18 protein-coding genes and 1 pseudogene are annotated in these 21,604 nt (G+C 47.7%); 7 read left to right on the top strand and 12 right to left on the bottom strand.

Annotation, left to right across the window (positions count from 1 at the left end):
* The first annotated feature begins 60 nt into the window (after window positions 1-60).
* The gene (locus H3H32_RS35795) at window positions 61-762 is read left to right on the top strand and encodes a DUF3800 domain-containing protein (protein ID WP_182460461.1); all 702 of its coding nucleotides are present in this window, start codon (window positions 61-63) and stop codon (window positions 760-762) included.
* Between the two features lie 320 nt (window positions 763-1,082).
* Complete coding sequence (locus H3H32_RS35790; RefSeq protein WP_182460460.1) at window positions 1,083-1,541, top strand: SRPBCC family protein; 459 nt, start codon at window positions 1,083-1,085, stop codon at window positions 1,539-1,541.
* 452 nt (window positions 1,542-1,993) lie between these two features.
* Here H3H32_RS35790 and H3H32_RS35785 read toward each other — a convergent pair whose 3' ends face one another.
* A complete protein-coding gene (locus H3H32_RS35785; RefSeq protein ID WP_182460459.1) occupies window positions 1,994-4,024 on the bottom strand; it encodes a PAS domain-containing sensor histidine kinase in 2,031 nt (676 codons plus the stop codon).
* 343 nt (window positions 4,025-4,367) lie between these two features.
* Between H3H32_RS35785 and H3H32_RS35780 the strand changes: the two genes are divergently transcribed.
* Window positions 4,368-4,634: a hypothetical protein gene (locus tag H3H32_RS35780; protein ID WP_182460458.1), complete on the top strand. Its 267-nt coding sequence runs from the start codon at window positions 4,368-4,370 to the stop codon at window positions 4,632-4,634.
* 189 nt (window positions 4,635-4,823) lie between these two features.
* On the opposite strand, the gene H3H32_RS35775 is transcribed toward H3H32_RS35780, so the two are convergent.
* Complete coding sequence (locus tag H3H32_RS35775; RefSeq protein WP_182460457.1) at window positions 4,824-5,384, bottom strand: DoxX family protein; 561 nt, start codon at window positions 5,382-5,384, stop codon at window positions 4,824-4,826.
* Window positions 5,385-5,558: 174 nt separating this feature from the next.
* On the opposite strand from H3H32_RS35775, the gene H3H32_RS35770 reads away from it, so the two are divergent.
* Window positions 5,559-6,113: an RNA polymerase sigma factor gene (locus H3H32_RS35770; RefSeq protein ID WP_182460456.1), complete on the top strand. Its 555-nt coding sequence runs from the start codon at window positions 5,559-5,561 to the stop codon at window positions 6,111-6,113.
* Window positions 6,114-6,724: 611 nt separating this feature from the next.
* The gene (locus tag H3H32_RS35765) at window positions 6,725-7,177 is read left to right on the top strand and encodes a response regulator (RefSeq protein ID WP_182460455.1); all 453 of its coding nucleotides are present in this window, start codon (window positions 6,725-6,727) and stop codon (window positions 7,175-7,177) included.
* Here the strand turns inward: H3H32_RS35765 and H3H32_RS35760 are convergent.
* Window positions 7,143-7,547, bottom strand: a complete 405-nt coding sequence (locus H3H32_RS35760; RefSeq protein ID WP_182460454.1) for a hypothetical protein — start codon at window positions 7,545-7,547, stop codon at window positions 7,143-7,145. The genes H3H32_RS35765 and H3H32_RS35760 overlap by 35 nt on opposite strands.
* 366 nt (window positions 7,548-7,913) lie before the next feature.
* Between H3H32_RS35760 and H3H32_RS35755 the strand changes: the two genes are divergently transcribed.
* Window positions 7,914-8,507 carry a hypothetical protein gene (locus H3H32_RS35755; protein ID WP_182460453.1) on the top strand — a complete coding sequence of 198 codons (594 nt, stop codon included), beginning with the start codon at window positions 7,914-7,916 and terminating at the stop codon, window positions 8,505-8,507.
* A 557-nt stretch (window positions 8,508-9,064) separates the two neighbouring features.
* The gene (locus H3H32_RS35750) at window positions 9,065-9,382 is read left to right on the top strand and encodes a hypothetical protein (protein WP_182460452.1); all 318 of its coding nucleotides are present in this window, start codon (window positions 9,065-9,067) and stop codon (window positions 9,380-9,382) included.
* Window positions 9,383-9,508: 126 nt separating this feature from the next.
* On the opposite strand, the gene H3H32_RS35745 is transcribed toward H3H32_RS35750, so the two are convergent.
* The 9 genes and pseudogenes from H3H32_RS35745 to H3H32_RS35705 form a co-directional block, all read right to left on the bottom strand.
* Window positions 9,509-11,440: a CHASE3 domain-containing sensor histidine kinase gene (locus H3H32_RS35745; RefSeq protein ID WP_182460451.1), complete on the bottom strand. Its 1,932-nt coding sequence runs from the start codon at window positions 11,438-11,440 to the stop codon at window positions 9,509-9,511.
* A 330-nt stretch (window positions 11,441-11,770) separates the two neighbouring features.
* Window positions 11,771-11,863, bottom strand: coding sequence for a DUF2933 domain-containing protein (locus H3H32_RS38370; RefSeq protein ID WP_182460450.1), 93 nt, complete (start codon window positions 11,861-11,863; stop codon window positions 11,771-11,773).
* A 460-nt stretch (window positions 11,864-12,323) separates the two neighbouring features.
* Complete coding sequence (locus tag H3H32_RS35735) at window positions 12,324-13,385, bottom strand: endo-1,4-beta-xylanase (protein ID WP_374191802.1); 1,062 nt, start codon at window positions 13,383-13,385, stop codon at window positions 12,324-12,326.
* A gap of 217 nt (window positions 13,386-13,602) precedes the next feature.
* Window positions 13,603-14,640 carry a glycoside hydrolase family 43 protein gene (locus tag H3H32_RS35730; RefSeq protein ID WP_182460449.1) on the bottom strand — a complete coding sequence of 346 codons (1,038 nt, stop codon included), beginning with the start codon at window positions 14,638-14,640 and terminating at the stop codon, window positions 13,603-13,605.
* Between the two features lie 84 nt (window positions 14,641-14,724).
* Complete coding sequence (locus tag H3H32_RS35725; protein WP_182460448.1) at window positions 14,725-15,843, bottom strand: endo-1,4-beta-xylanase; 1,119 nt, start codon at window positions 15,841-15,843, stop codon at window positions 14,725-14,727.
* A gap of 44 nt (window positions 15,844-15,887) precedes the next feature.
* Window positions 15,888-17,814 (bottom strand): annotated as a pseudogene (locus H3H32_RS35720) (alpha/beta hydrolase-fold protein).
* Window positions 17,815-17,942: 128 nt separating this feature from the next.
* The gene (locus H3H32_RS35715; protein WP_182460447.1) at window positions 17,943-19,064 is read right to left on the bottom strand and encodes an alpha/beta hydrolase-fold protein; all 1,122 of its coding nucleotides are present in this window, start codon (window positions 19,062-19,064) and stop codon (window positions 17,943-17,945) included.
* A 36-nt stretch (window positions 19,065-19,100) separates the two neighbouring features.
* Complete coding sequence (locus H3H32_RS35710; protein ID WP_182460446.1) at window positions 19,101-20,180, bottom strand: esterase; 1,080 nt, start codon at window positions 20,178-20,180, stop codon at window positions 19,101-19,103.
* A gap of 207 nt (window positions 20,181-20,387) precedes the next feature.
* Window positions 20,388-21,548 carry an esterase gene (locus H3H32_RS35705; RefSeq protein WP_182460445.1) on the bottom strand — a complete coding sequence of 387 codons (1,161 nt, stop codon included), beginning with the start codon at window positions 21,546-21,548 and terminating at the stop codon, window positions 20,388-20,390.
* Window positions 21,549-21,604: the final 56 nt, after the last annotated feature.

Below are 21,604 nucleotides of genomic sequence, written 5' to 3'. Positions count from 1 at the left end.
CCAAGTTAAAAAACTTAATCTAATTTTGCTTAATTACTTAAGTCTAAATTAAATGATTTTTTGGCAGCAGGACTTTACTCATCGTTTATTACAAAAGACGAATCCGCAGAAAAGATTTTTGAAGACTTCTTGCTTGTAATGCGTGGCAAAAAAACATTCCAAGAAAGTAGCTTTCATTCACTATCAAAGGAAAATCCGTTTATAGAGTGGCTTATAGATATAATAACGCATAATCCATCAATAATTCTTGACGAAATTCAAACTAAAGAAAAACAACCTCAAAAATGGATTTTAGACCTGACGATGACCTCGCTTTTAGGGATATTGACAGATTGGTCTAAAAATGGAGAGAAATTAGAAGTAATCTGTGATAACTCAAAGGTGTTCATTGAAAACCCTATTGTAGAGACCTTTAATAAAATGGGTCTTATTGGTTCAAGGATAGAATTCTTAGGAACAACGCTTGGGTTTAATCTTGAAGGAGAAATAGTTAACGCAGACTCGAAAGAAAATATTGAATTACAAATTGCTGATCTTTTCTCCTCAACAGTTTTTTATTGTCTAAAAAATCAAAACACTCAATTCAGCAAAGATATAATGAAAATTGTGCTAAAAAATATCCTTTGTACTCCAGAAACTTTTTGTGTAATGCCCAAAATAAAGTCGCACAAGAAAGAATTTGAGCAGAATAAGTATTTTTATTATTCACTTATGTATTTAATTTATAAAGACATAAAAGTAAATAAAGGCAAAGAAGACTGAACATGTAACAGGCGTTTGGCAAGAAGTTGATTTAGTGCTTAAATGAAGCTTTGTGCTTCAAAATCTCCTACAACATCAAGTAAAAAATCGTTTTCTGCAAGCTCATACCCTCGCAGTCTTTCTATTGAAATTACAAAGCAGAATATCCCCATTTATGCCATTTGAATACAACCTCGCCATTTAGATACTTTCAGCTAGTTACTGGTTCTTACTTTTATGTCAGAAAATTAACCAGAATAGGCAATATCTGAAACAATCATACTAAGAGCTTCGGTTGTTATTAGTAAAACACTTGCTTACAAAGTCGACAACGGAATTAAATGGAAGCATATATCACCAAAACCGTCACTATTAACGCACAGGCCTCCACGGTTTGGCGTCATTTGACGGTGCCCGACTTGATGAAGCAATGGATGCTGGACACTGATATGGCGATTGACATCATCACCGATTGGGAAGCGGGAAGCCCGATCAGGATGAAGGGAACCATGCACGGCATTGACTTCGAAAATACAGGAACCGTTTTAACCAACGTCCCCGACAAAACGCTCCAATACACGCATCTAAGCTCGCTGTCGCACCTACCCAATACGCCCGAAAATCAGTGCGTGCTGACCTTTACCCTAACGCCCGTTGAGCGCCTAACCCAATTAACCCTAACCATCACCAACTTCCCCACAGACGCTATTTTCCGGCACCTTGATTTCTACTGGCGAACGGCAATTGACCTGTTGAAAGAAGCCGCCGAGAAAGACTCGTTTATCATAAACGCTGACTAGGTGGCGACGTAAGGAATGCCCACACGCTACCAGAAGGGAAACTTTCGTAAACAAACCTTATGTTTCGCCATCGTGCGAGAAGAACCCCGTGGAGTTTCGAGCCCGTAGGACATCTCTTTATGATTTTGAGCGAGTATTGGCCTAACTGATCGAGACAGTTTAGAAATGCTTCCCGTCCAGATAGTCAGCAATGCGCTTGGAGCGTCAATAGACAGTCGCAACAAACGCCGAATAGGCATTCTCATTATATCATGTGGCAGGAGCCTTTTATGAGAATCATATTAATACAACTAGTACTCTTCCAATTTAGATTCTCGGGTTCGCCCGCGCGGTTGGTTCTAATTGATAGTTTACCTACTAATAATCAGTAGAATCCGATAGAATCAACAGAATTTACTTGGCTAAAGCACTAGTTTGCCCGTAACATTACCTTGCAGATTGATGACTAACATCTATGCGGGAAAATATACGTAGAAAGTAGCTCCCTGCCCCGGTTTACTGCTCGCGGTGATGCCACCGCCATGATTCTCCATTACCCGTTGGCAGATGGCCAGCCCGACACCGGTGCCAGGAAATTCACTTTTGCTATGCAATCGTTGAAACACCTGGAAAATTCGATCCAGATACTTGGTGTCAAAGCCGATACCCTGATCGATTACGCTAATCTGATGATAGAAAGGTGCCGACCGGTTGGGCCGTACTTCGGCAGGTAATTCGGCCAGATGCCGATGGACATATTCCACCCGTATTTGGGGGCGTTGGGAGGCTGGCGTATACTTGAGCGCATTGCTCAGCAGGTTTTGAAACAACTGACTCAACTGGGAATCATCGCCATTCACAATGGGCAGTTCATCGACCTCAATCTGAGCCTGCCGTAGCTCGACCTCTACTGAGAGCGTCTCCAGCACGCCAGTTACGACAGCGTTAAGCGAAATGGGTCCAAAGGGTTGCTGACGAGTCGTAATGCGGGAATAGCTCAGTAAATCCCGAATCAAGGTAGACATGCGAGCCCCAGATCTGGTGATGCGTTCCAGGTAATCGATCGCCGTGGCGTCGAGCCCCTCGCCCAGGTACTGGCTCAGCAGCGTGCTAAACTGTTGAATTTTGCGCAGGGGCTCCTGTAAATCGTGACTGGCTACATAAGCAAATTGCTGAAGGCTATCATTGGATCGGTGCAGATCTTGGTTGAGTAGTTCTAGTTCGTGCGTTCGTGTTTGCACTCGGGTTTCCAACTCCTGGGCGAGTTGCCTATAGCGGGCTTCACTTTGTCGAAGCGCTTCCTCCGACTGGCGAAATTCGGTGACATCGGTGTTGATAGCCACGGCCGCCACCACCTGACCATTGATGGCTACCGGCGAGGCTGCACAGCGTACTACCCGGTCCTGTCCACTCAGGCGGTGGCGCACCAGCACGTCCTGAATCACGTATTCTCCGGCTAAGGCACGGGCAAATGCCTGCTCCTCCACCGGAATAAACGCGCCGGTTTGCCAGTCGCGCGTTTGGATTTCGTTGGCTAGGGTAGCGATGTTGCGGTTGAGTTCCTGGGCAGACATATAGCCTAATTGGTCAAGGGCGGCCTGATTAACCAGGGTAATGCCTTCCTGCCTACCAATGTACACCCCATCGACCAGGCTGTCCAGCACAGCCCGCAGTCGACCTTCACTTTGACGAAGGGCCTCTTCGGCTTGCTTCCGATCGTCAATGTCAATGCTCATCCCAACCCATTTGGTGATTTGACCGGTTTTGGTATCCCGATAGGGCTCGCCAATATTGAGAAACCAGTGGTACTCCCCCGAGGCAGAGCGGTTCCGTTGTTCAATGGCAAAGCCCTTGCCTTGCTGAATGGCCTGCTGAAACGTAGCCACCAGCCTAGGTGCATCTTCGGGGTGCAGACTGTCGGCGGCCACTTGCCAGGCCGTTGTGGGTTCGAACGCAACGCCACTGTAATTAGCCCACCATTTGTTCAGAAATTCGACATTTCCCGTCGGATCAGTAACCCAGATGGCTTGGGGTAAGGCATCGGCCAACAGGCGGAACCGTTGTTCGCTCTCCTGGATGGCCTGCTGGTCTTCCATTTGCCGAGTGACATCCTGGGCCACCCCAGCGAACTTGTAGACCTGACCGTTTTGGTGAAAATAACTTTTGCCGATAAAGCGAACCCAGCGTAACTGATTGTCATCTGCCCCGATGGTGCGATAGGTGACATCATAGCGCCCTCCTGACTGCGGATTCAAAGCCCAGTTAACGGCGCTGTCCACCCGATTTAGATCGTCGGGATGGATAAAGGCGATGGCTTCCTGGTAGGAAAGATGCCTTCCTTTCGTCAGGCCAAAAAGACGCTGACAGCGCTCGTCCCATTTGAGCTGACGGGTTGTCAGGTCCAGTTCCCAAACGCCTAAACCGGCGGCCTCCAGGGCAAAATCAACGTCAAGTCGCTGGTTAAGAGAGTCTGCGGAAGGCAGCGTTTGCGTATTGTCAGGCATAATAGGCTTTTTCGGTTTAAACTACTAGGTAACACACTAAGTTTACCGAACGTTTTAGCTTTCCCGCGCCGAGAGTCTATCTATTGGTTCAATCGTTATTTCTGTCTCAATAGGTTCATTTCGCACTGCACTTCCTAAACCACGAACCGATGACAGTATATTTCTATAAAAGTTCCGATTAAAATCGACATGTCGGTTGATGATATCATCGCATTAACTTGGCCGACAATGAACTGATTGTTAATTCGATACAACCAGTTAATGCCATAACAGGCAAGATAAGGTGTTTAAGGAGCAGATTATACTAATTATCTTAGCGGTGTTCTACGGCTAGGCGGTACGAATGAAAATAGGATTTATGGCGAACGGTATTATCGATCGCACAGTTAAAAAAGTTCGATTTTGGCTGATTTGGCTTCTTATTTTCCCTTTTATAATTGACTATCTGCGGATTAAGGCCATATTTACCGGGGAATGGGATCTGATTGTTCCTCAAATGGATCTTATTTACATGTGCCTTTACCTGAAACTTGTATTGAAGAAGTCTGATCAACTGGAAAAAGAGTTACTCTGGCTACGGGTTAAAATCCTAGCCAGTAGCCACCGTTAACTGTCTTTTACGGCCTATCCATCTCTCTGGCTAATCGAGAAAATCATGGCAATACGACCAGTGGGCCACTGATAAATAGTAATTCCCCGCTCGTCCGTCAAAGTCTTTGCCAAAAAGCAATAAGGTAGGTGACTGCTATTAAAGCCTGTTTTGAGTTGTCCTCTCTGTCGTACGGTGCTACTAACTTTTCTAGTTCGAAGCCAATGTTGTGCGTTGATTCCGAACAACGCCTGCCACCCGTGAACGTAATGTACTACGAAAACTCCGGGGCTTAGCTACGATCCGAGCACCTGTCCAGGTTGAGGCAATCACCATTCCAGCCGCAATCAAGATAATATCCTTTAGGATATACTGTGCTGCCAGGGTAGGTGCATGCAGGGGGCCGGGAAACAATTCACCCGGAAACAGAAGTAAAGGCGACATCGCCCCAATCAGTTGAATAGCCATTAGCCAAACTCCAACTCGCAGGAATCGGCCACTTAGAAAGCACAAGCCGATAATACACTCCAGGCCAGCTACAAAGTCCATTGCCCGAGGGCCGGAAAAGATACGCATTGTCAGTACGGTTGTTGTTCGGGTGGCTAAATCTTCAATGGGGCTTATGCCGGGAAAGAACTTCAGGAATCCGAATATCAGAAAGACTAGGCCCATACAAATACGTAGTAGTAAAATACTGTTGGCCACAAGCCACTTATTTATGCTGGTATCCAGGTGATCAAATTGGTCGAAAAGGTTTGCTAAGGTTTTCATCGTTGTTGAGAGTTATACCGCATGTACGGATTGATCCCTCATATACGCGCCTAGGCAAGCTTACAGATTGGTGTGTAGGCTCTTAATGATCAGAAGACATTAATTAAGGGAAGTGATAACAATCTTGAAAGGGCTGAGTTACGTAACTATAGTTCGATCTTACCACGCTTCTTAATGACTATTGCTGCCCAAACAGAGACAAATCTTGTCCGGGATCTTCAGGCTAAACTCCCAGGTGCTTATAACTCTTTATATGATGCCTATAGTCCAGCCCTGTTTGGCGTGCTTTTACGGATGGTAAAAGACCATGACCGTGCCGAAGATTTACTTCAGGATACCTTTATTCGGGTGTGGTCAACTATTGACCGGTATGATGCCAGCCAGGGGCGGCTATTTACATGGCTACTGACTATTACGAAGAATATAGCCTTAGATGATTTGCGGGCGCAGAAAACGAAGGCAATGGCAGCAAAATATATTAGTGAGCGGTCTGATGGGATGATAAGTCCCACCTTTACAGGCGGCATGTTATATCAAACGCTTACGGCTAATTTAGCGCCTAAATATCGTCAAGTGATTGACCTACTTTATTTTCGGGATTATAAACTGCAAGAGGTAGCCGATGAGTTAAAGATTCCGCTGGGTACCGTTAAGACCCGTTATCGGATGGCCTTGCAGCAGTTAAAAAAAACCTATAAGCAGGACATTTATCACTATCATGTAAATTAAACGTTTATTCATAAGAGTTAAGCTCCTAATCATGTGATTTGAGGAACAGGCCAGCTTGGGGAATCTGTTGGTCCGCACTCAGCCGGGTCATACTGAGCAGGGCCTGGTGGGCAACGCTCTTCCAGCAGCTCAATCTGGGAACTCCGTTTAGTTATTCGTTCGCTGATGAGCAGTATCAGCGCATGTACCAATAGGAACAATTGGTTGGCCAACTGATGAATTACTTCGCGGTGCTGTCACTTTTCATCGCGGGTTTAGGCCTGTTTGGGTTAGCTTAGCTTCGGGGCTTTTCTCAAACTGGCCCTGATTGCCATTGCAAGCCTCTTGGCCTGGTACATCCTGATCAAATAAATGCAACGGCATACGCTTACAAAGATTGGACCAATTACAAGCTATAACTAAGCCGTTTCTTAACTACTAAAATTTGAAGAGCGTTAGCAACTATATATGTTCAGGGGCTTTTCGGGTCTTCCCTTTTAAACGATTGTTATAAGGGAGACATGCAACGAACTAACCCTAAAACCATCTATATGATACTACCGCCATTTTTAAGCTTATAGAAACATTTTTGCGCTTTTCGATGTATAAATAAGCTAACTACATTCTTTCTTATGCCAGCTACATTTACCCCAATGGGTAGTCCTACTCATAACCAACTAGTGTACTTGGTAGACGATGACGAAGATGACGTATTTTTATTTGAACAAGCGCTTCTTTCTGTTTTCCCCAATTGTAAGCTCCGTCATTTTGGCAATGGTCTGGTCATGCTTGAGCTGATGAGCGTAGCTGGCAATATACCCCAGTTGATTTTTCTGGATTTATACATGCCCTATCCCGATGGTCTGGAAATTCTGATGAACTTGAAAATCAATAAAAACTGGTCGCATATTCCAGTCATTATTTTAACGGGGGTTGATGATCCATATAGGGCCCGATTAGCTTACCAGATGGGGGCGCAGACGGTGATTCAGAAACCTGACCATTATGAACAATTACTGGAACTACTCCAGGTCGTTCGCCAATACTGGTTTACGCTGGCTTATCTTCCTTCAGGTCAGTCTTAAGGGTTTGCAAGTTCACAACACTATCAAGTGTTTGTTGGTAATCGAGTAATTCTTGTTCTGACGGAAATAATATGGGTTCCTTGATCGGTAAGGTCATTCGTAGCGGCATTCTTACCAGATCGGAATAGTTTCCTACGGGTTTCAATTCGTAGATGACATTCTTGACTTCCAATTCGTAGGAGTCGAGCGGTTCCGCAATGACCGATAACTCCTCCAACCGACCATCAAAAAAAATCCGAGCGATTTCCGCTTCAAAGTATGGATAGATGGGGCCTGTTTTGTCGGGCAAATGGCTGCCATGTTCTTTATTGACAAAAACGGTATCACCAACCTTGAACGGTAAGTTAATTGTGTTGAAGAAAATTTGCATTTGGTGTGCGTACTAATTTAGGTTCGATGCTGTAAATCTACTGAACATCGATCTAAGTTCGTTCATCTTTTAAATGTCTACCGATCAATGCGGTAAAGGTGTGGCTTACCAGGCAGAGCCTGTGTTCAGGGTCAGCACGAGATCAAAAGGATATCCTGCCAATGCACCATAAAAGAATCGCCGTTGTCGTAAACGGCTTCAAAGCACATATTCCTTTTTCTTGCCCCATTTAATAAACCGTAAGTCTCCTGAAAAGCTGGTTTTCTGATCACTTTCTTTGTTTACTAACCAGGGGTAACCTCTTCCATATCGCATTGATTTGCCGAGCGACTGAGCCCGTCTATGGGCCAGGTTACAATCTTCGTTATGGTTAAAACATTACTTCTGTCTGTACGCCTTTATGGCTCTTTCCTCGGCTTTATTACCCTGTATTGCATTTCCTGTATAGCCACTGCCCAATCCTCTCAAATCATCACAAAACTGGCCGGAACGTTTTACTGGGGAGATGGTGGATCAGCCACCGATGCCAATATTCAAAGTCCTCGTGTGATAGCACTTTTTTACCTTACAGATGCTACCCTTAGTACAATAGCCACTATTGCCAGCCTGTCAACGGCCGGCCCACAAACATTTACGGTTGTCATTAGCTTGGGGAGTTGCAGTCAAAGCCAGCTGGTAAGTGTAACAGCTACCAATGTCCCTGACCTATCGCCCATAATTACCCTGCCCGATGCGAACTTCCCGACCAATAGTAGTAAAGATTCTTTGGTCAGAATATTCGAAGTAGGCTGGGTAGCTACTCCCCCCAATAGTGTTACCATTACTGTAACGGCCCCAATTGGCTATTCACTGGTTTTTAACGAGGCCCTTACCAGTATCAACGAAACCGGAGGCAATCAGAATTCGGTAACAGTCAACAACGCAGACTGGTCGGTAATCAACGACCTAGCAGGCAGTTAAGTTTCTGGATGAAACCTAGTAGCTGGATTGAGGGGGAGGTCAATCGGTACTCGGCTTAACCCTTAGGCGTATCAGTGCCAACTCGGGCAGTGTATCCAATATAACCGTGAACGTAACCAACGACACAGGGAAAACCTACGACATCAACACGAACAATAACGTCTATTCCCGTATTCTCAACGGATTATAAGTTAATGTGAATAATGGAAGGAGCTTCGGTAAATAACCCGTTGCCAAAGATCCCTCCTGACATCGGGATGACAAAAAATAAGACTATAACTAACAGACAATCAGCTGACAATTTCAGGTTCTATCCACAATTCACTGTTAATGTACTGGCAGTGGTCTGGTTCGATGCGGATTTTCGTCGCAAGGACAGCACAGCTGATCTGTCCGTATGAGTCAGGTCATGATATTGATGTAAGTCTGCCTCCACAAATCCATCCTTTTGGACAAGGCACTATGGGTCAAAAATTACCGGATCGACCCAAACGGGTTGCCCTATACGTTCGAGTGACCTATCCGAAATTGATCCGTCCTGAAACGCATTGACCGTTTTGTTGTTAATCCCTATTGCTTGGGGGCCAATCTATCACACCCTAAGTGAGGCTATTTGTAGTTATGAAAAAGATAGCTTGCTCAATCACCACTCGGGATTGGCCGAGTGGTACGCTGATTACTCGTTCTTACTAATCCCGCACGGTCGGCCCCGCATCGAACTGCTAGTGTTAGAGTACTTTAATGGATCATCCATTTCGTCCATTCTGATCTGGACAGCAAATGAGTTTAATGAACTGGGAGTATCGGAGCCATCAATCAGATGGTTCATCTGGCGGACTGCCCCAGAACGGTTTTTTGAACTAGTGCTTTATTAAGGTAGGTTCTAGAGATTCTTTTGATTCTAATTCATAGTTTAGGCCTGATTACCAGCAGAATACCACCAGTAGAATCCGATGAAATCAACCGCGCGGGCGAACCCGAGAATCTACTCTGGGAAAGAACTAGTAGGGTAACGAACGACTGTGGTCTAAACTTAGCCAGTTAATGTCAGGCTGATTAATTACTGGCAGATAGACACGGAAGGCAGCCCCTTCGTCGGGTTTACTCGCTACCAGCAGCATACCTTTATGATTCATTACAATTTGCTTGCAGATGGCTAACCCAATTCCACTACCCGGATATGAGTTTTTGCCATGTAGCCGCTCGAACAGTTTAAAGATGCGGTCTATATACTGCTCCTCGAAACCAATACCGTTATCAATCACACTGAGTTCGTAGTACGATTGATGGTTTCTGGAAACGGGAAATAGGGAATCAGGGAGCTTGTTCACTGCCACGACCTGACAACGTATAAATACCTTCGGCTTTCTTCCCGGCTTAGTAAACTTGAGCGCATTGGACACTAAATTACTAAAGAGCTGCTGCAACTGGACAGGGTCGCCCCAAACCTGAGGCAGTTGATCGACTTCGAGAATGGCCTGCTTTTCAATAATATCTAATTCCAGGTCATCCAGAATACCGTCAATGAGTTCGCTTAAATCTACCCGTTGGTGTGGACTTTGGGAGCCGCCTATGCGAGAATAATTCAGTAAACCACGGATAAGATGACTCATTCGTTCGCTGGTTTGGAGCATCCTGTTTACTAAATGGACTCCCGAATCCGGTAAGATAGACCCATGTTGTTGCAAGAGGATGTCCCCAAAGCTTTGAATCTTGCGCAATGGGGCTTGCAGGTCATGACTTGCCACAAACGCAAACTGTGCTAAATTTTCATTCGACTCCTGCAATTGACGAAGCGTTCGTTCCGCTTTTTCTTTGTCCTGCTGGTGGTCGGTCACGTTGATGAAGGTCACCACCACCCGGTCATCGTTTTGTTTGACAGCCGATACCTCAAACCAGCCTGCCAGCCCCTGATCGTCTTGATAATATTGCATCGAGTGTTCGGCCTCTCCCGTATTGACAACACGTTTATACAGATCTAGAAAACCATTTTCGGCGTTGCCTGGAAAGACGTCTAATAGGGTACGACCTAAAATCTCATCTACATCCCGACCTGTCATTCGTTTCACCGTTGTGTTGGCCGTGTCCATTCGGAAATTAATAATTTCGCCCTGCTCATTTCGCAGCGCCGACATCGAAAGAATTCCGTTAAGGGAGGCATCTAACGTGGTTCGCAATTGATCGGTTTGTCGGATCAGAACTGCTTCTAATTCCTGTTGTTGAGCCAGTTTCCCTACCAGCTTTTCCTGAAGTTGGTGGAGTTGCCGTTGTTGGCGAACACTCTTTCGGAGCACTTGAGCCAGCGAAGCCGCCGTTAACACCATTAACAGACAAATCCCGACTAGCCAGCGCCCCCACCATTTTCCCCGGCGAGTAGCCTCTCCAAGGCTTGCCTGACGACTAGCAAGCCGTTGCTTTTCCAAGTCGGTCATTTGGCTTATCTGATGGCGAATCTTGTCCATAAGAACTTTTCCTTCATTCATTTCTCGCTGGGCAAACTCTGGGTTTTTCCCCATTTGGCGAAGTTGGATTAAGGTCTGACTAAGCAGTAATCGTTGACGTATCAGTTTCTGAAGAATCGTAAAGGGTAGCTTCTGCTCAGGATCATTATCGATAAGTGTACGCAGCGCATTTAATTGAATAGGGAGTTGTTCTAATGCAGTTTTGTAGGGGGCTAAAGCACTTTCATGTCCACTTAGTAAGTAGCCTCTAGTACCCGTTTCAGCCTCTACAGCTAAGGTGTTTAGATATCCCAACATCGAGATGACCGTACCCGTTTGTAGTAGCCAATCCTCATTATGCTGACGTTGTTGCTGGCTTTGGTAAAGCGAATAAATGATGACTGATAAGCAGGTGAGGGTAAATAAAAATGGGGCCAGCGTAGTGGCGCTGGCCAACTTTCGCATCAATGCTGGAGGAAGAAGTATACTCATTACGGTTATTTACTCACAAAGAGGATGACTGGTCTCCGGTTAGTTAAGTGACTAGTCCTAAATTATTGTCCCGAATTGCTCTTGGTGCTGTTTGAGACTACGAGCATGTAACCTTCTGTTCCTAATAAAGTTTACCTGATTGATTAACTTTCTAATTTTCTGGGCATTGATTATCATCTACGAGACGAATAACTCTAAAAGTCAGTTTATCTGGGTATTTATGATTACGCCACACTCCCTGTACGTTTTAGGTAAACGTACAGGGAGTGTGGCGTAATCATAAATATCATTCAGGCATTGTAAGTAGCCTATAGGTAGCTGAAGAAAAACTCACTCAATTGAGCATTCGAGAGCCTGTAGAAATACTAATAAGCCAATTAAATGGTCTTGGCTCCGAGCTAATAGAAAGTAGCGGGCCACCATCAGCTTACCTTCGGGGCGTAATTAGGCCCGTAGCGTATCCAGAGTTGGTCGAATTTTGTCGACACCAGTGATCTTATCTTGGGAGATTCCGTTGCCACTAACTTTCTGGTTGCTATCAAGCTGAACTCTAAATTTTGATTGTCGTCTAAACAAGGGCCCAACTAAAAAGTGTGTCCGTAGTGGTTCCCAAAGTCGGTGTACTAAGTCCTTCCTTATTGTAGAACAGGCTTTTTACAGCTTATTTCTAGTTGTATTGCAGCCATCTAAGGTAATGGTATGCCAACCATCCAGCAGCCTGTAAGGCTGCACTCAGCAAAAATACCGCTGATAACTACAAGGATTCGACCTACAATGATTTTGTTGAGGAGCTTACATTAATAGTTCCCTTCGCTACTGGGCTTTCATAATTGGTCACTGCTTAGCCTCCATACGTAAGAAAACAGTTCTTAATTCTTCTTTTTTAAAAATTCACCACACGTTCATACGCTTTCTTTGGCTGGCCATTCTGATCGAACAGTAAAGGGTAATCCTTGCGGCCGGGAACGGGAAAATTATCCAGCCAGGAATATTTGTCGGTCAGGTTCCAGAACGTTACGCCGGTGATCTTGTCGCGATGCTTCCGGAAGATATCGAACACTAGTTTGTACTGAGCCGCCTGTTTATCATTCATCTCCGGCGTAAACTCACTCTTATCGGTATCCCGCCGGGCCCGACCTTCGTGTTCTTTGGGATAGACCGACATATCGACTTCCGTAAACTGGATCTTTAGGCCCAGGCTGGCGAATTTGGAAATGGATTCTTCCAACTCCTGCGCGGAGGGCTCGTAAATGGACCAATGAGCCTGTAAGCCTACTCCATTGATGGGTATCTTCTTATCCTTTAACTTTTTCAATAACTGATAAATACGTTCCCGCTTCGAGGCATTTTCGGTATTGTAATCGTTATAAAACAGTTGGGCTGAGGGGTCGGCTTCATGGGCGTATTGAAACGCCTTCTCAATATAGTCTTCGCCGATGATCTCGTAAAATTTCGATTTGCGGTAGATACCAGTCCCTGTGTCGGGGACGGCTTCGTTCACAACATCCCAGGCGTAGATTTTGCCTTTATAGCGACCCATGACGTCGGTAATATGTTGCTTCAGGCGGGCTAGTAAAACCTTCCGGCTGACGGTTTTACCCGTCGAGTCCGTGAAGAACCAGCGGGGCGTCTGGTTATGCCAGCAGAGGGTGTGTCCCCGTAGTTTGATGTTGTTCTGCTGGGCAAAATCAGCGATGGCGTCGGCGTCTTTCCAGTTATAGCGGTTCTCTTCGGGATGAATTGGCCCCATTTTCATCGCATTTTCGGGTGTCATGCTGTTGAACTGGGCTTTAATCAAGTCAGCATCTGGTCCGGGCTGCACCATGCGCGGGTTTACGGCCACCCCAATCGGGAAATAGGCCTTGTAATAATCTTTTAGCCCTTTTTCGGGTGCTACGAAGGCAACGGATAAGGCAATCAGGATATAAGAAATCCGTTTTCTCACAGGGATAATGGTTTAGTTTTTCTTCGACAGGATTTATCATTGAATTTTGTCATCCCGACGCAGGAGGGATCTTCGGTCGCTGGTTATTTTATTGGCTCATCCGAAGATCCCTCCTGCGTCGGGATGACAAAAATTCACGGTCATGAATTGGTCCATCAGTTAGAAGAATCCTGTCCATCCGAAACGTCGGCCCGGCTGTTAATCCTGTCGAAAACCCTTACTTGTAGGCATCGATTGTTTGGATTGTGCCATCTGGATTGTAGGTTAACTCGGTTACTTTCACATTCCGCAGATGAGTTTTTCCAGAGAGCTGGACATCGTGGTAGAACAGATACCATTTCGACCCTACCTGCACGATGGAATGGTGATTTGTCCAGCCAAGAACGGGTTTGAGCAGAATACCCTGGTACGTAAAGGGACCATACGGATTGTCGCCGATGGCGTAGCAAAGATTGTGCGTATCGCCGGTTGAGTACGAGAAGTAGTACTTGCCGTTGTATTTGTGGAGCCAGGCCGCTTCGAAAAACCGCTTGTCATTGTCTTTCTCCAGGAAGGGTTTGCCAGCCTTATCCAGTAGCTGCACTTCCCGAACTGGCTCGGCGAAAGATTTCATATCGGCGCTTAACCGGGCAACGCGAGGCAGATACGCTACTTCCTCTTTTTTCTTTAAAGCGCCTTTGGGGTCATAGTTGTTACCACTCCAGCGCTGCAACTGACCACCCCAGATGCCGCCAAAATAGAGATAGGCTTTGCCATCGGTGTCCTGAAACACGGTGGGATCGATGCTGTAGCTGCCTTTAATGGGTTCCGATTCTGGCTTGAAGGGCCCCGTCGGGCTTTTGCTGGTCGCTACACCGATGCGAAAAATGTCCTGCTTGTCTTTTACCGGGAAATACAAGTAATACGTACCGTTCTTATAGGTAGCATCGGGTGCCCATAGCTGGCGACCTGCCCAGGGAATATCTTTAATGTCGAGGGCTACCCCATTGTCTTTCACCGGGCCACCAATCTTATCCATTGACAGAACATGGTAGTCACGCATGGCAAAATGCCCGCCTTCGTCATCCTCCTTAACATCCTTGGCATCAATATCATGCGAAGGATAAATGTAGATTTTACCGTTGAAAACATGCGCCGACGGGTCAGCCGTGTAGATGTGCGATACCAGCGGCTGATTTTTGGGCGTCTTGTTGGTTTGCGCGAAAGCGGTCAGCGAACACCCAATAAGGGCAAGTGCCGTGTACGTTCGTTTCATAATAAATTGATTCATTGGTAGTTAAAAGAAAATAATCCACAGCGCCAGTAGCATAACGTGTCTTAACGTGTGGGCAGATTTGATCTAGCCTTTCTTCAATCCGATCACTCTGTAAAAAGCGGGCTTGGGCTGATTATTCCGATCAAACAGCAGCGGGTAACTGGTTCGGCCCCGGATGGGCCAGTTGTTCAGCCAGCTCTGCCCATCGTTGATACCCCAGAATGTGACCCTCGTAACTTTGTCTTTGTGCTTGAGGAATAGTTTGAAAAGGGCTTCGTAATCAGCAGCTAGTTGCTGCTGAACACTATCGGGCAGGGCCGCAGCATAGGGATTCGACTGTTCGTTCGCCGTCATGCGCTGACCGACATCGGCCCCCTGAAAGTTTCGGGGCAGCACTTCAATGTCCAGTTCCGTGAACATGACCTTCATTCCCAGGGCCGCGTATTGATTGATGCTTTCCTCAATGTCGTTCAGGGGTATTTTCCCAACGTGCCAGTGTCCCTGAATACCCACGCCATCAATCCGTACCCCGGCTTCTTTCACCTTCTTGATCAGCGCAAGACAGCCCGCCCGCTTGGCAGGCTGTTCGTTGTTGTAATCGTTGTAGTATAACTCGGTACCGGGCGAGGCTTCCTGCGCCAGCCGGAAGGCCTGCGTAATGTAATCGTCGCCGAGGTATTGCAGAAAAACCGATTTCCGCAACGTACCATCTTCGTTAAGGGCTTCATTTACGACATCCCATGAGAAAACCTTGCCTTTATAGTGTCCGGCAACCGTTTTGATATGGTCCGTAAAAAAGGTTCGGATCGAATCCTGGCTGTGAATTCCCCGAATGAAAGACGGTAACTGGCTGTGCCAGATCAGCGTATGCCCGTTTATTTTGATGTTATGCTTCCTGCCGAAGTCAACCAGTTTGTCCCCCATGGAAAAATCGTACGTGTCCCACTTCGGATGGATCAGCGCCGACTTCATGATGTTTTCGGGCGTCGCCATGTTGAACTGGCGGGCAATAAATTCCGTCATCTGAGGGTCCCGCTCCTCAATCTGGGCGTTGTTGAGCGCCGTTCCGATGCCAAAATCTTTTTTGAACGTGTCTTTCAACGACGGAATGGACTGCGCCAACGCAGTACCCTTCTCTGTGGTGACGTTAGCCAGCAGAAGTACAGCCGCACTTAGGGCAATGATGTGTTTGTTTGGGAGCATAACGAATTACTTTACAGGATGAGCTATGTTCTTTATAGTGCCGTTTACTTAAACAACAACGGCGCAAACAGGAACAGGTCATGCCGCCAGACCGGCCAGGTATGTCCGCCAGCGTACTCGCTGTAATTGTATTTGACGCCCAGCTCATCAAATTTTTTCATCATGATCTGGCAGTTCTGGTAGGCAATGTCTTCCTTGCCACCCATTGAAATCCAGAGGTTTTTCAGGTTGCTGTTGATGGTGCCGGCATTGTCTTTCATGAAGGCATACTGCGGGTCCGACAGCTTGGGATTGTTGGCAAACCAGCCCGAGCTGAACACCCCCAGCGATGAGAACAGACTGGTGTTCTTGATGCCCGCGTAAAGCGTCTGCAAACCACCCATCGACAACCCGGCGAGTGCCCGGTTTTTGGCATCGGTGGCAACCTTGAAATTGCTTTCCACAAACGGAATCGCCCCCAGCTTCAATTCGTTCTCAAAGGAACGGAGTACGTTTTCGTTGAAGCCAGCGAGCCCCCCCCTGCATATTCATGTTTCCATCGAGCATGGCGATCACCATTGGTTTGGCCTTGCCTTCCGCAACCAGGTTGTCGAGGATGAGGCCCGTTTTGCCCTGCGTCGCCCAGCCGCGTTGATCTTCGCCCCCACCATGCAGCAGATACAGCACCGGATATTTGTCGCTCGACTGATCATAGCCCGGTGGCGTGTAGACGTACATTTCGCGCCAGGTATTCGATGCTTTCGACAGGTAGCGTTTGATCCGGATGTCGCCATGGGGAACGTCCTTCATCGCGTAGTAGGCACCGTCTTTGTCCGGGATTTCGATACCACTGGCCATACGGCTCATGCCGTAAAACGTTTCGCTGGCCGGGTCAGCTACGGGCAACCCGTCAATGAGCAGGGAGTAATAGTGAAAGCCCCGGCTGATGGAATCGGTCGTTACAGTCCAGAAGTCGCTCGTGTCTTTCACCATATCGTATTTCTTACCCAGATCGATCTGTACTTTCTGCGCATCCGGCGATTTCACCCGAAACACAACCCGGTTGTCGGGTAAAATCTGCGGGTATTTGGCGTTGCGTATGTTGGTAGATGCTGGTGAACCCAAGAGCGTGTATTTGGTAAATGTAGATGTATCGACCGGCTTGAATAGAAACTGGGAGAACATGTACAGCCCATTTTTCCAGACTTTGAAATCATGGACGCCCGGCTCAACGTAATAAATATGGGGCACATCATGCTCGTAGAGATAGTCGTGGGTTCGTTTGCTGAAGCTGATCAGGCCGTCATTATCGCCACACGAAATCCAGAGCAGTTTCAGCTTCTTTTTAGCGTCTTCCGGATTCGGCACCAACTCTTCGGGCTTTTTGGTATTCGGAGCCGACGAAAACCCACCAACCCAAGCAAACTTGTCCAGATTGCCCAGTCCAAAATTCAGCGACTGACCGCCCCCCATTGATAGCCCCGCAATAGCCCGATGTTCCCGATCGGTCAGCGTCGAATAGGTCTTCTCGATGAACGGAATCAGATCGTTGAGCAGGTCTTTTTCAAAGGTCGCGAAAGCTTCGACTTTGTCTTTATCGAATATATTGCCAACAGCCCGGTCGTCTTTCATGGCCCGACCGTTGGGCATGACCACGATCATGGGTTCGAGTTTTTTCTCGGCATACAGATTGTCCAGAATGACCTGAGGACTGCCGCCCCGAAGCCATTCTTTTTCATCCCCACCGATGCCGTGCAGCAGATACAGAACGGGGTACTTTTTCTTTTTGGAATAACCCGGTGGCGTATAGACCAACGCTTTACGGGTAGTCCCCACAGTTTTCGAGCTATACTGTACCGAATCCAGTTTACCCGTAGCAATACCCGTACGAACCTGATCGAAGCCCTTGGGCGCTTCTTTCTCGATGGCTTGCGCGTAACAGCTTCCTTTTAGAAAGCAGAAGCTTAAGATTAAGTAATAGATTGTCTTCATTGTAAAATGTTTTGTCATAGGTGGCGGTTTTGTCATGCTGACAAAGGAAGCATCTTCGGATGAGAACGGTACACATCCCATTCCTAAAGATGCTTCCTTCGTCAGCATGACAAAAAATGGTAAACGAGCTACTTGTTGAAAAGCAAGGGAGCCAACTCATGCAGGCTGCGACGCCAGGTCAGGAATTCGTGAGCCGTTTTGTCGGAGACATACGAAACGGCATTGTAGCCAGCGGCTTTCAGGTCGGTGGCTGCTTTGGTCACCCCATCAGGTCGTTCTTTGCTACCACAGCTAATGAAAACGAGCTTTGGCTTTGCTTTGCCGTTGAGGTCTTCGGGCGCGTAGACGCCACCGCTAAGCAAGCCGTAATACCCAAACGTTTCCGGCTTATTGAGGGTAATCATTTTGGTTTCCATGCCACCCATCGACAGGCCCGCCATCGCCCGGTTGTCGCGGTTGGTCAGTGTGCGAAAATTGGCATCTACATACGGAATCAATTCATCGACCAGTACCGTTTGAAATGGATCGATTTTAAACTCTCTGATCTTTCCAAATTTCACTTCGTTGGTCATGCCGTAGGTCATTACGATGATAAAAGGCTTGATTTTGCCTTCAGCGATCAGGTTGTCCATGATCAGGTTCGCGTGCCCCTGGTTGCTCCAGGCCGTTTCGTCCTCGCCCCAGCCGTGTTGCAGGTACAGCACCGGGTATTTTTTCGATTTGTCTTTCTCGTAGCTCGGTGGGGTGTACACAAAAGCCCGGCGTGCCGTATTGGTGCTTTTGGAAGGGAACAGAATCTGTTGCACATTGCCGTGGGGTACTTCCTTCAGGGCGTAGAAGTCCTGATCGTGCGCCGGAATCTCAATGCCACTCTCCCACCGAACGGAACCGTAATAATTCAGGGCACCGGGGTCGTTGAACTTTCCGCCGTCAATCGTTACGTTGTAATAATGGAAGCCTTCGTCCATCGGCCCTGCTGTCGTGCCGGTCCAGAAACCGTCTTCCCCTTTGGTGAGGATGGTACCTCCTCGTCCGCCTAGTCCCAGGCTCACCCGCACACTATCGGCTTTGGGGGCCTTGATCTTGAATCGGGCGTACCCCTGGGAGTTCACCTGGGGGTATTCCTGCCCCGGCTGGTTCAACGAGGATGGTTTAAAATCCTCCACGACCGCCGGTTGGCTGGCCTGCGAAAAACAGGTTGTACTTGTTAATGCGGCTGCGAATAGTACAGCTAACAATTTAGTAGTCATCAGTTTATTGGGTTTGAGTGAGAATAAAGGCACGGATTATTTAAATAGCTCCTGGAGGGTGGTGGCCAGGTATTGTTTGCAGTTCATCCAGGTATGACCGCCGGGAACGATGTAGCTTTTCAGTTTAATCTTTTTGTCCTCGAACATCGCAATATTCTTTTTCACGGGTTCATATAGAAAATCCTCCGTGCCCACACTGATCGTGAATAATTTTAACTGGCTGTTGAGTTTAGCCGCATCGGGCGACCAGTTGGTGAAGTTCTTCTGAAACTCCTCGGTAGCCGTGTACGGTGCATACGAACAGATATAGGCGAAGGTGGAGGGATTGGTCAGGCCGATGTTCAGCGTCTGCCCACCACCTACCGAAAAACCAGCCACGGCCCGGCTTTTGCTGTCCTTGCTGACCGGATAGTTGGCTTCGATGAACGGCACAATATCGGCTACCATGTCTTTGGTAAAGTCGGGCATGGGCGCGGGCCGAACGTTGCCGTAAGGCATCACAATGAGCATGGGTTTAGCTTTACCCTGCGCGATCAGGTTGTCGGCAATCAGGTTGGCACGGCCTACTTTAGTCCAGGTTTCTTCTGTGTCGGAGCCGCCATGAATCAGGTACAGTACCGGGTAGTTTGTCTTGCCGTTCGGGTTGAAACCCGGTGGGGTGTACACCAGCAACTGACGGGTCGTTCCCAGCGTACCCGACTTGTAGTACCGATAGCTGACTTTGCCATGCGGTACGTTCTGGAGCGAATGCACCAGCGGCTGATCGCCGGGTACATCGACAATGCTACGTTTGAAGCGCTCATTGGCAAAAATGTAGGTGTTGCTAGGGTCGGCCAGTTGAACACTATCGACGGTAAAGCTATAGGGGTAAATGTCGGGTTTTACGGGCGGCACGGTCACGCTCCAGATGCCCGAGGTGTCTTTGATCATGGCGACCGGAGCTTTCAGAAACTCACCGAAAACCATCACTTTTTTCGCGTTTCGGGAAAAATACCGGAACGTGATGCTGTGGTCGGGATGCACATCAGGCGAACTGATGGCGGGCGGTCGCTGCTGGGCCAATGCCGTACTGGCCGAAAGAAGCAAAGCGTATAAGAAATAGTTAATACGTTTCATTGCAAGGGCTTAGTCTATTAAATGCTAAATTTTGAAAGGTCATTAAGTCAAGCTACTCATAGTCAGATTAGTAAATTTTAGTTTTGTCATCCCGACCGGTCCGCCGGCGCGGCAGGAGGGATCTTCGGATGAGTCAATAAAATAGTCGGCTACCGAAGATCCCTCCTGCCGCGCCGGCGGACCGGTCGGGATGACAAAACATGCACATCAGTGAAACAGAAGTGGCGTAGTGGCGGCAACGTAGGTTTTTACATTCATCCAGGTATGGCCTCCGTCAGTAATCAGGTTTTTGAAATTCACCTTCTTCGCTTTCAGGTAGTCCATAAATTCCACCGTGCCTTTGTACAGAAAATCATCGCTTCCCACGCTCACCCACAGCAGTTTAAGCTGTTTGTTCGTCTGGTCGGGTTTGGCCACGATCTGACTGAAATTGCCGTCCATCTCCTGGGGCGACAGGTATGAACTGTAGGCGCACACCCACGCAAATTTGTCCATGTTGTTAAAGGCCGTCCGCAGGGTTTGCCCACCCCCGCGCGAGAAACCACCGATGGCCCGGTTCTCCCGGTTGGCAATGGCCCGATAGTTTTTCTCGACGTACGGAATAACGTTGCTGACCAGATCGGTCGCGAAATCATTGGCGCGTTTAACCGCATCGACCCCGTCGCGCACGGTCGGGTCGGCGGGTTTTGCTCCCCCTTTCTGTTCGGCTACGCGGGCTGCTATGTTTCCATAGGGCATGACGATGATCATTGGCTTAACCTTTCCTTCCGCCAGCAGATTATCCAGAATCAGATTGGTTTTGCCGACCTTGAAGAAGGTTTCTTCGGTATCGGTGGTGCCACTGATGAGGTAATAAACGGGGTATTTTTTCGATGGCGACTGATCGTAGCCCGGTGGCGTATAAACGACCAGCGAACCCGTTGTTCCCTCCGCCGACGGGTAATACTCGTACGTAACATTGCCGTGGGGTACGTCCCGCATGGCGTGGATCAGGGGCGTATCGCCGGGCACATCGACCAGGCTGGCTTTGAACCGCTCATTCGGGAAGAATGCTACGTTAGCCGGGTCCATGACCGTTACGCCATCCACCCGAAAGCTGTAGGGGTAAATATCCGGCTTGACCGGACTGGTTGTTATGCTCCAGATGCCCTGCGCGTCTTTGGTCATGGGAACAGGGCCTTTTTCAAACTGCGCACTCAGTTCTACCGCTTTCGCCTGCGGAGCCAGATACCGGAACGTAACGGATTTGTCGGCGTTTACCTGGGGCGATACGACTAAAGGACCACGTGGTGGCTGGGCAATTGCCCCGGTGTACAGGCAGAATACGACCCAGACGAGCCCTATTCGGTAGATTAGTTGCTGATTCATAGTTAATTAAGGTTTAGAAATCATTGGTTTGTCATTTTTTTGTCATCCCGACGATA

The organism is Spirosoma foliorum (genome assembly GCF_014117325.1).
In the GTDB taxonomy this organism is placed as follows: domain Bacteria; phylum Bacteroidota; class Bacteroidia; order Cytophagales; family Spirosomataceae; genus Spirosoma; species Spirosoma foliorum.
Note: the sequence above shows the minus strand (reverse complement) of the source record. Positions and strands in the feature narration are given on the sequence as shown.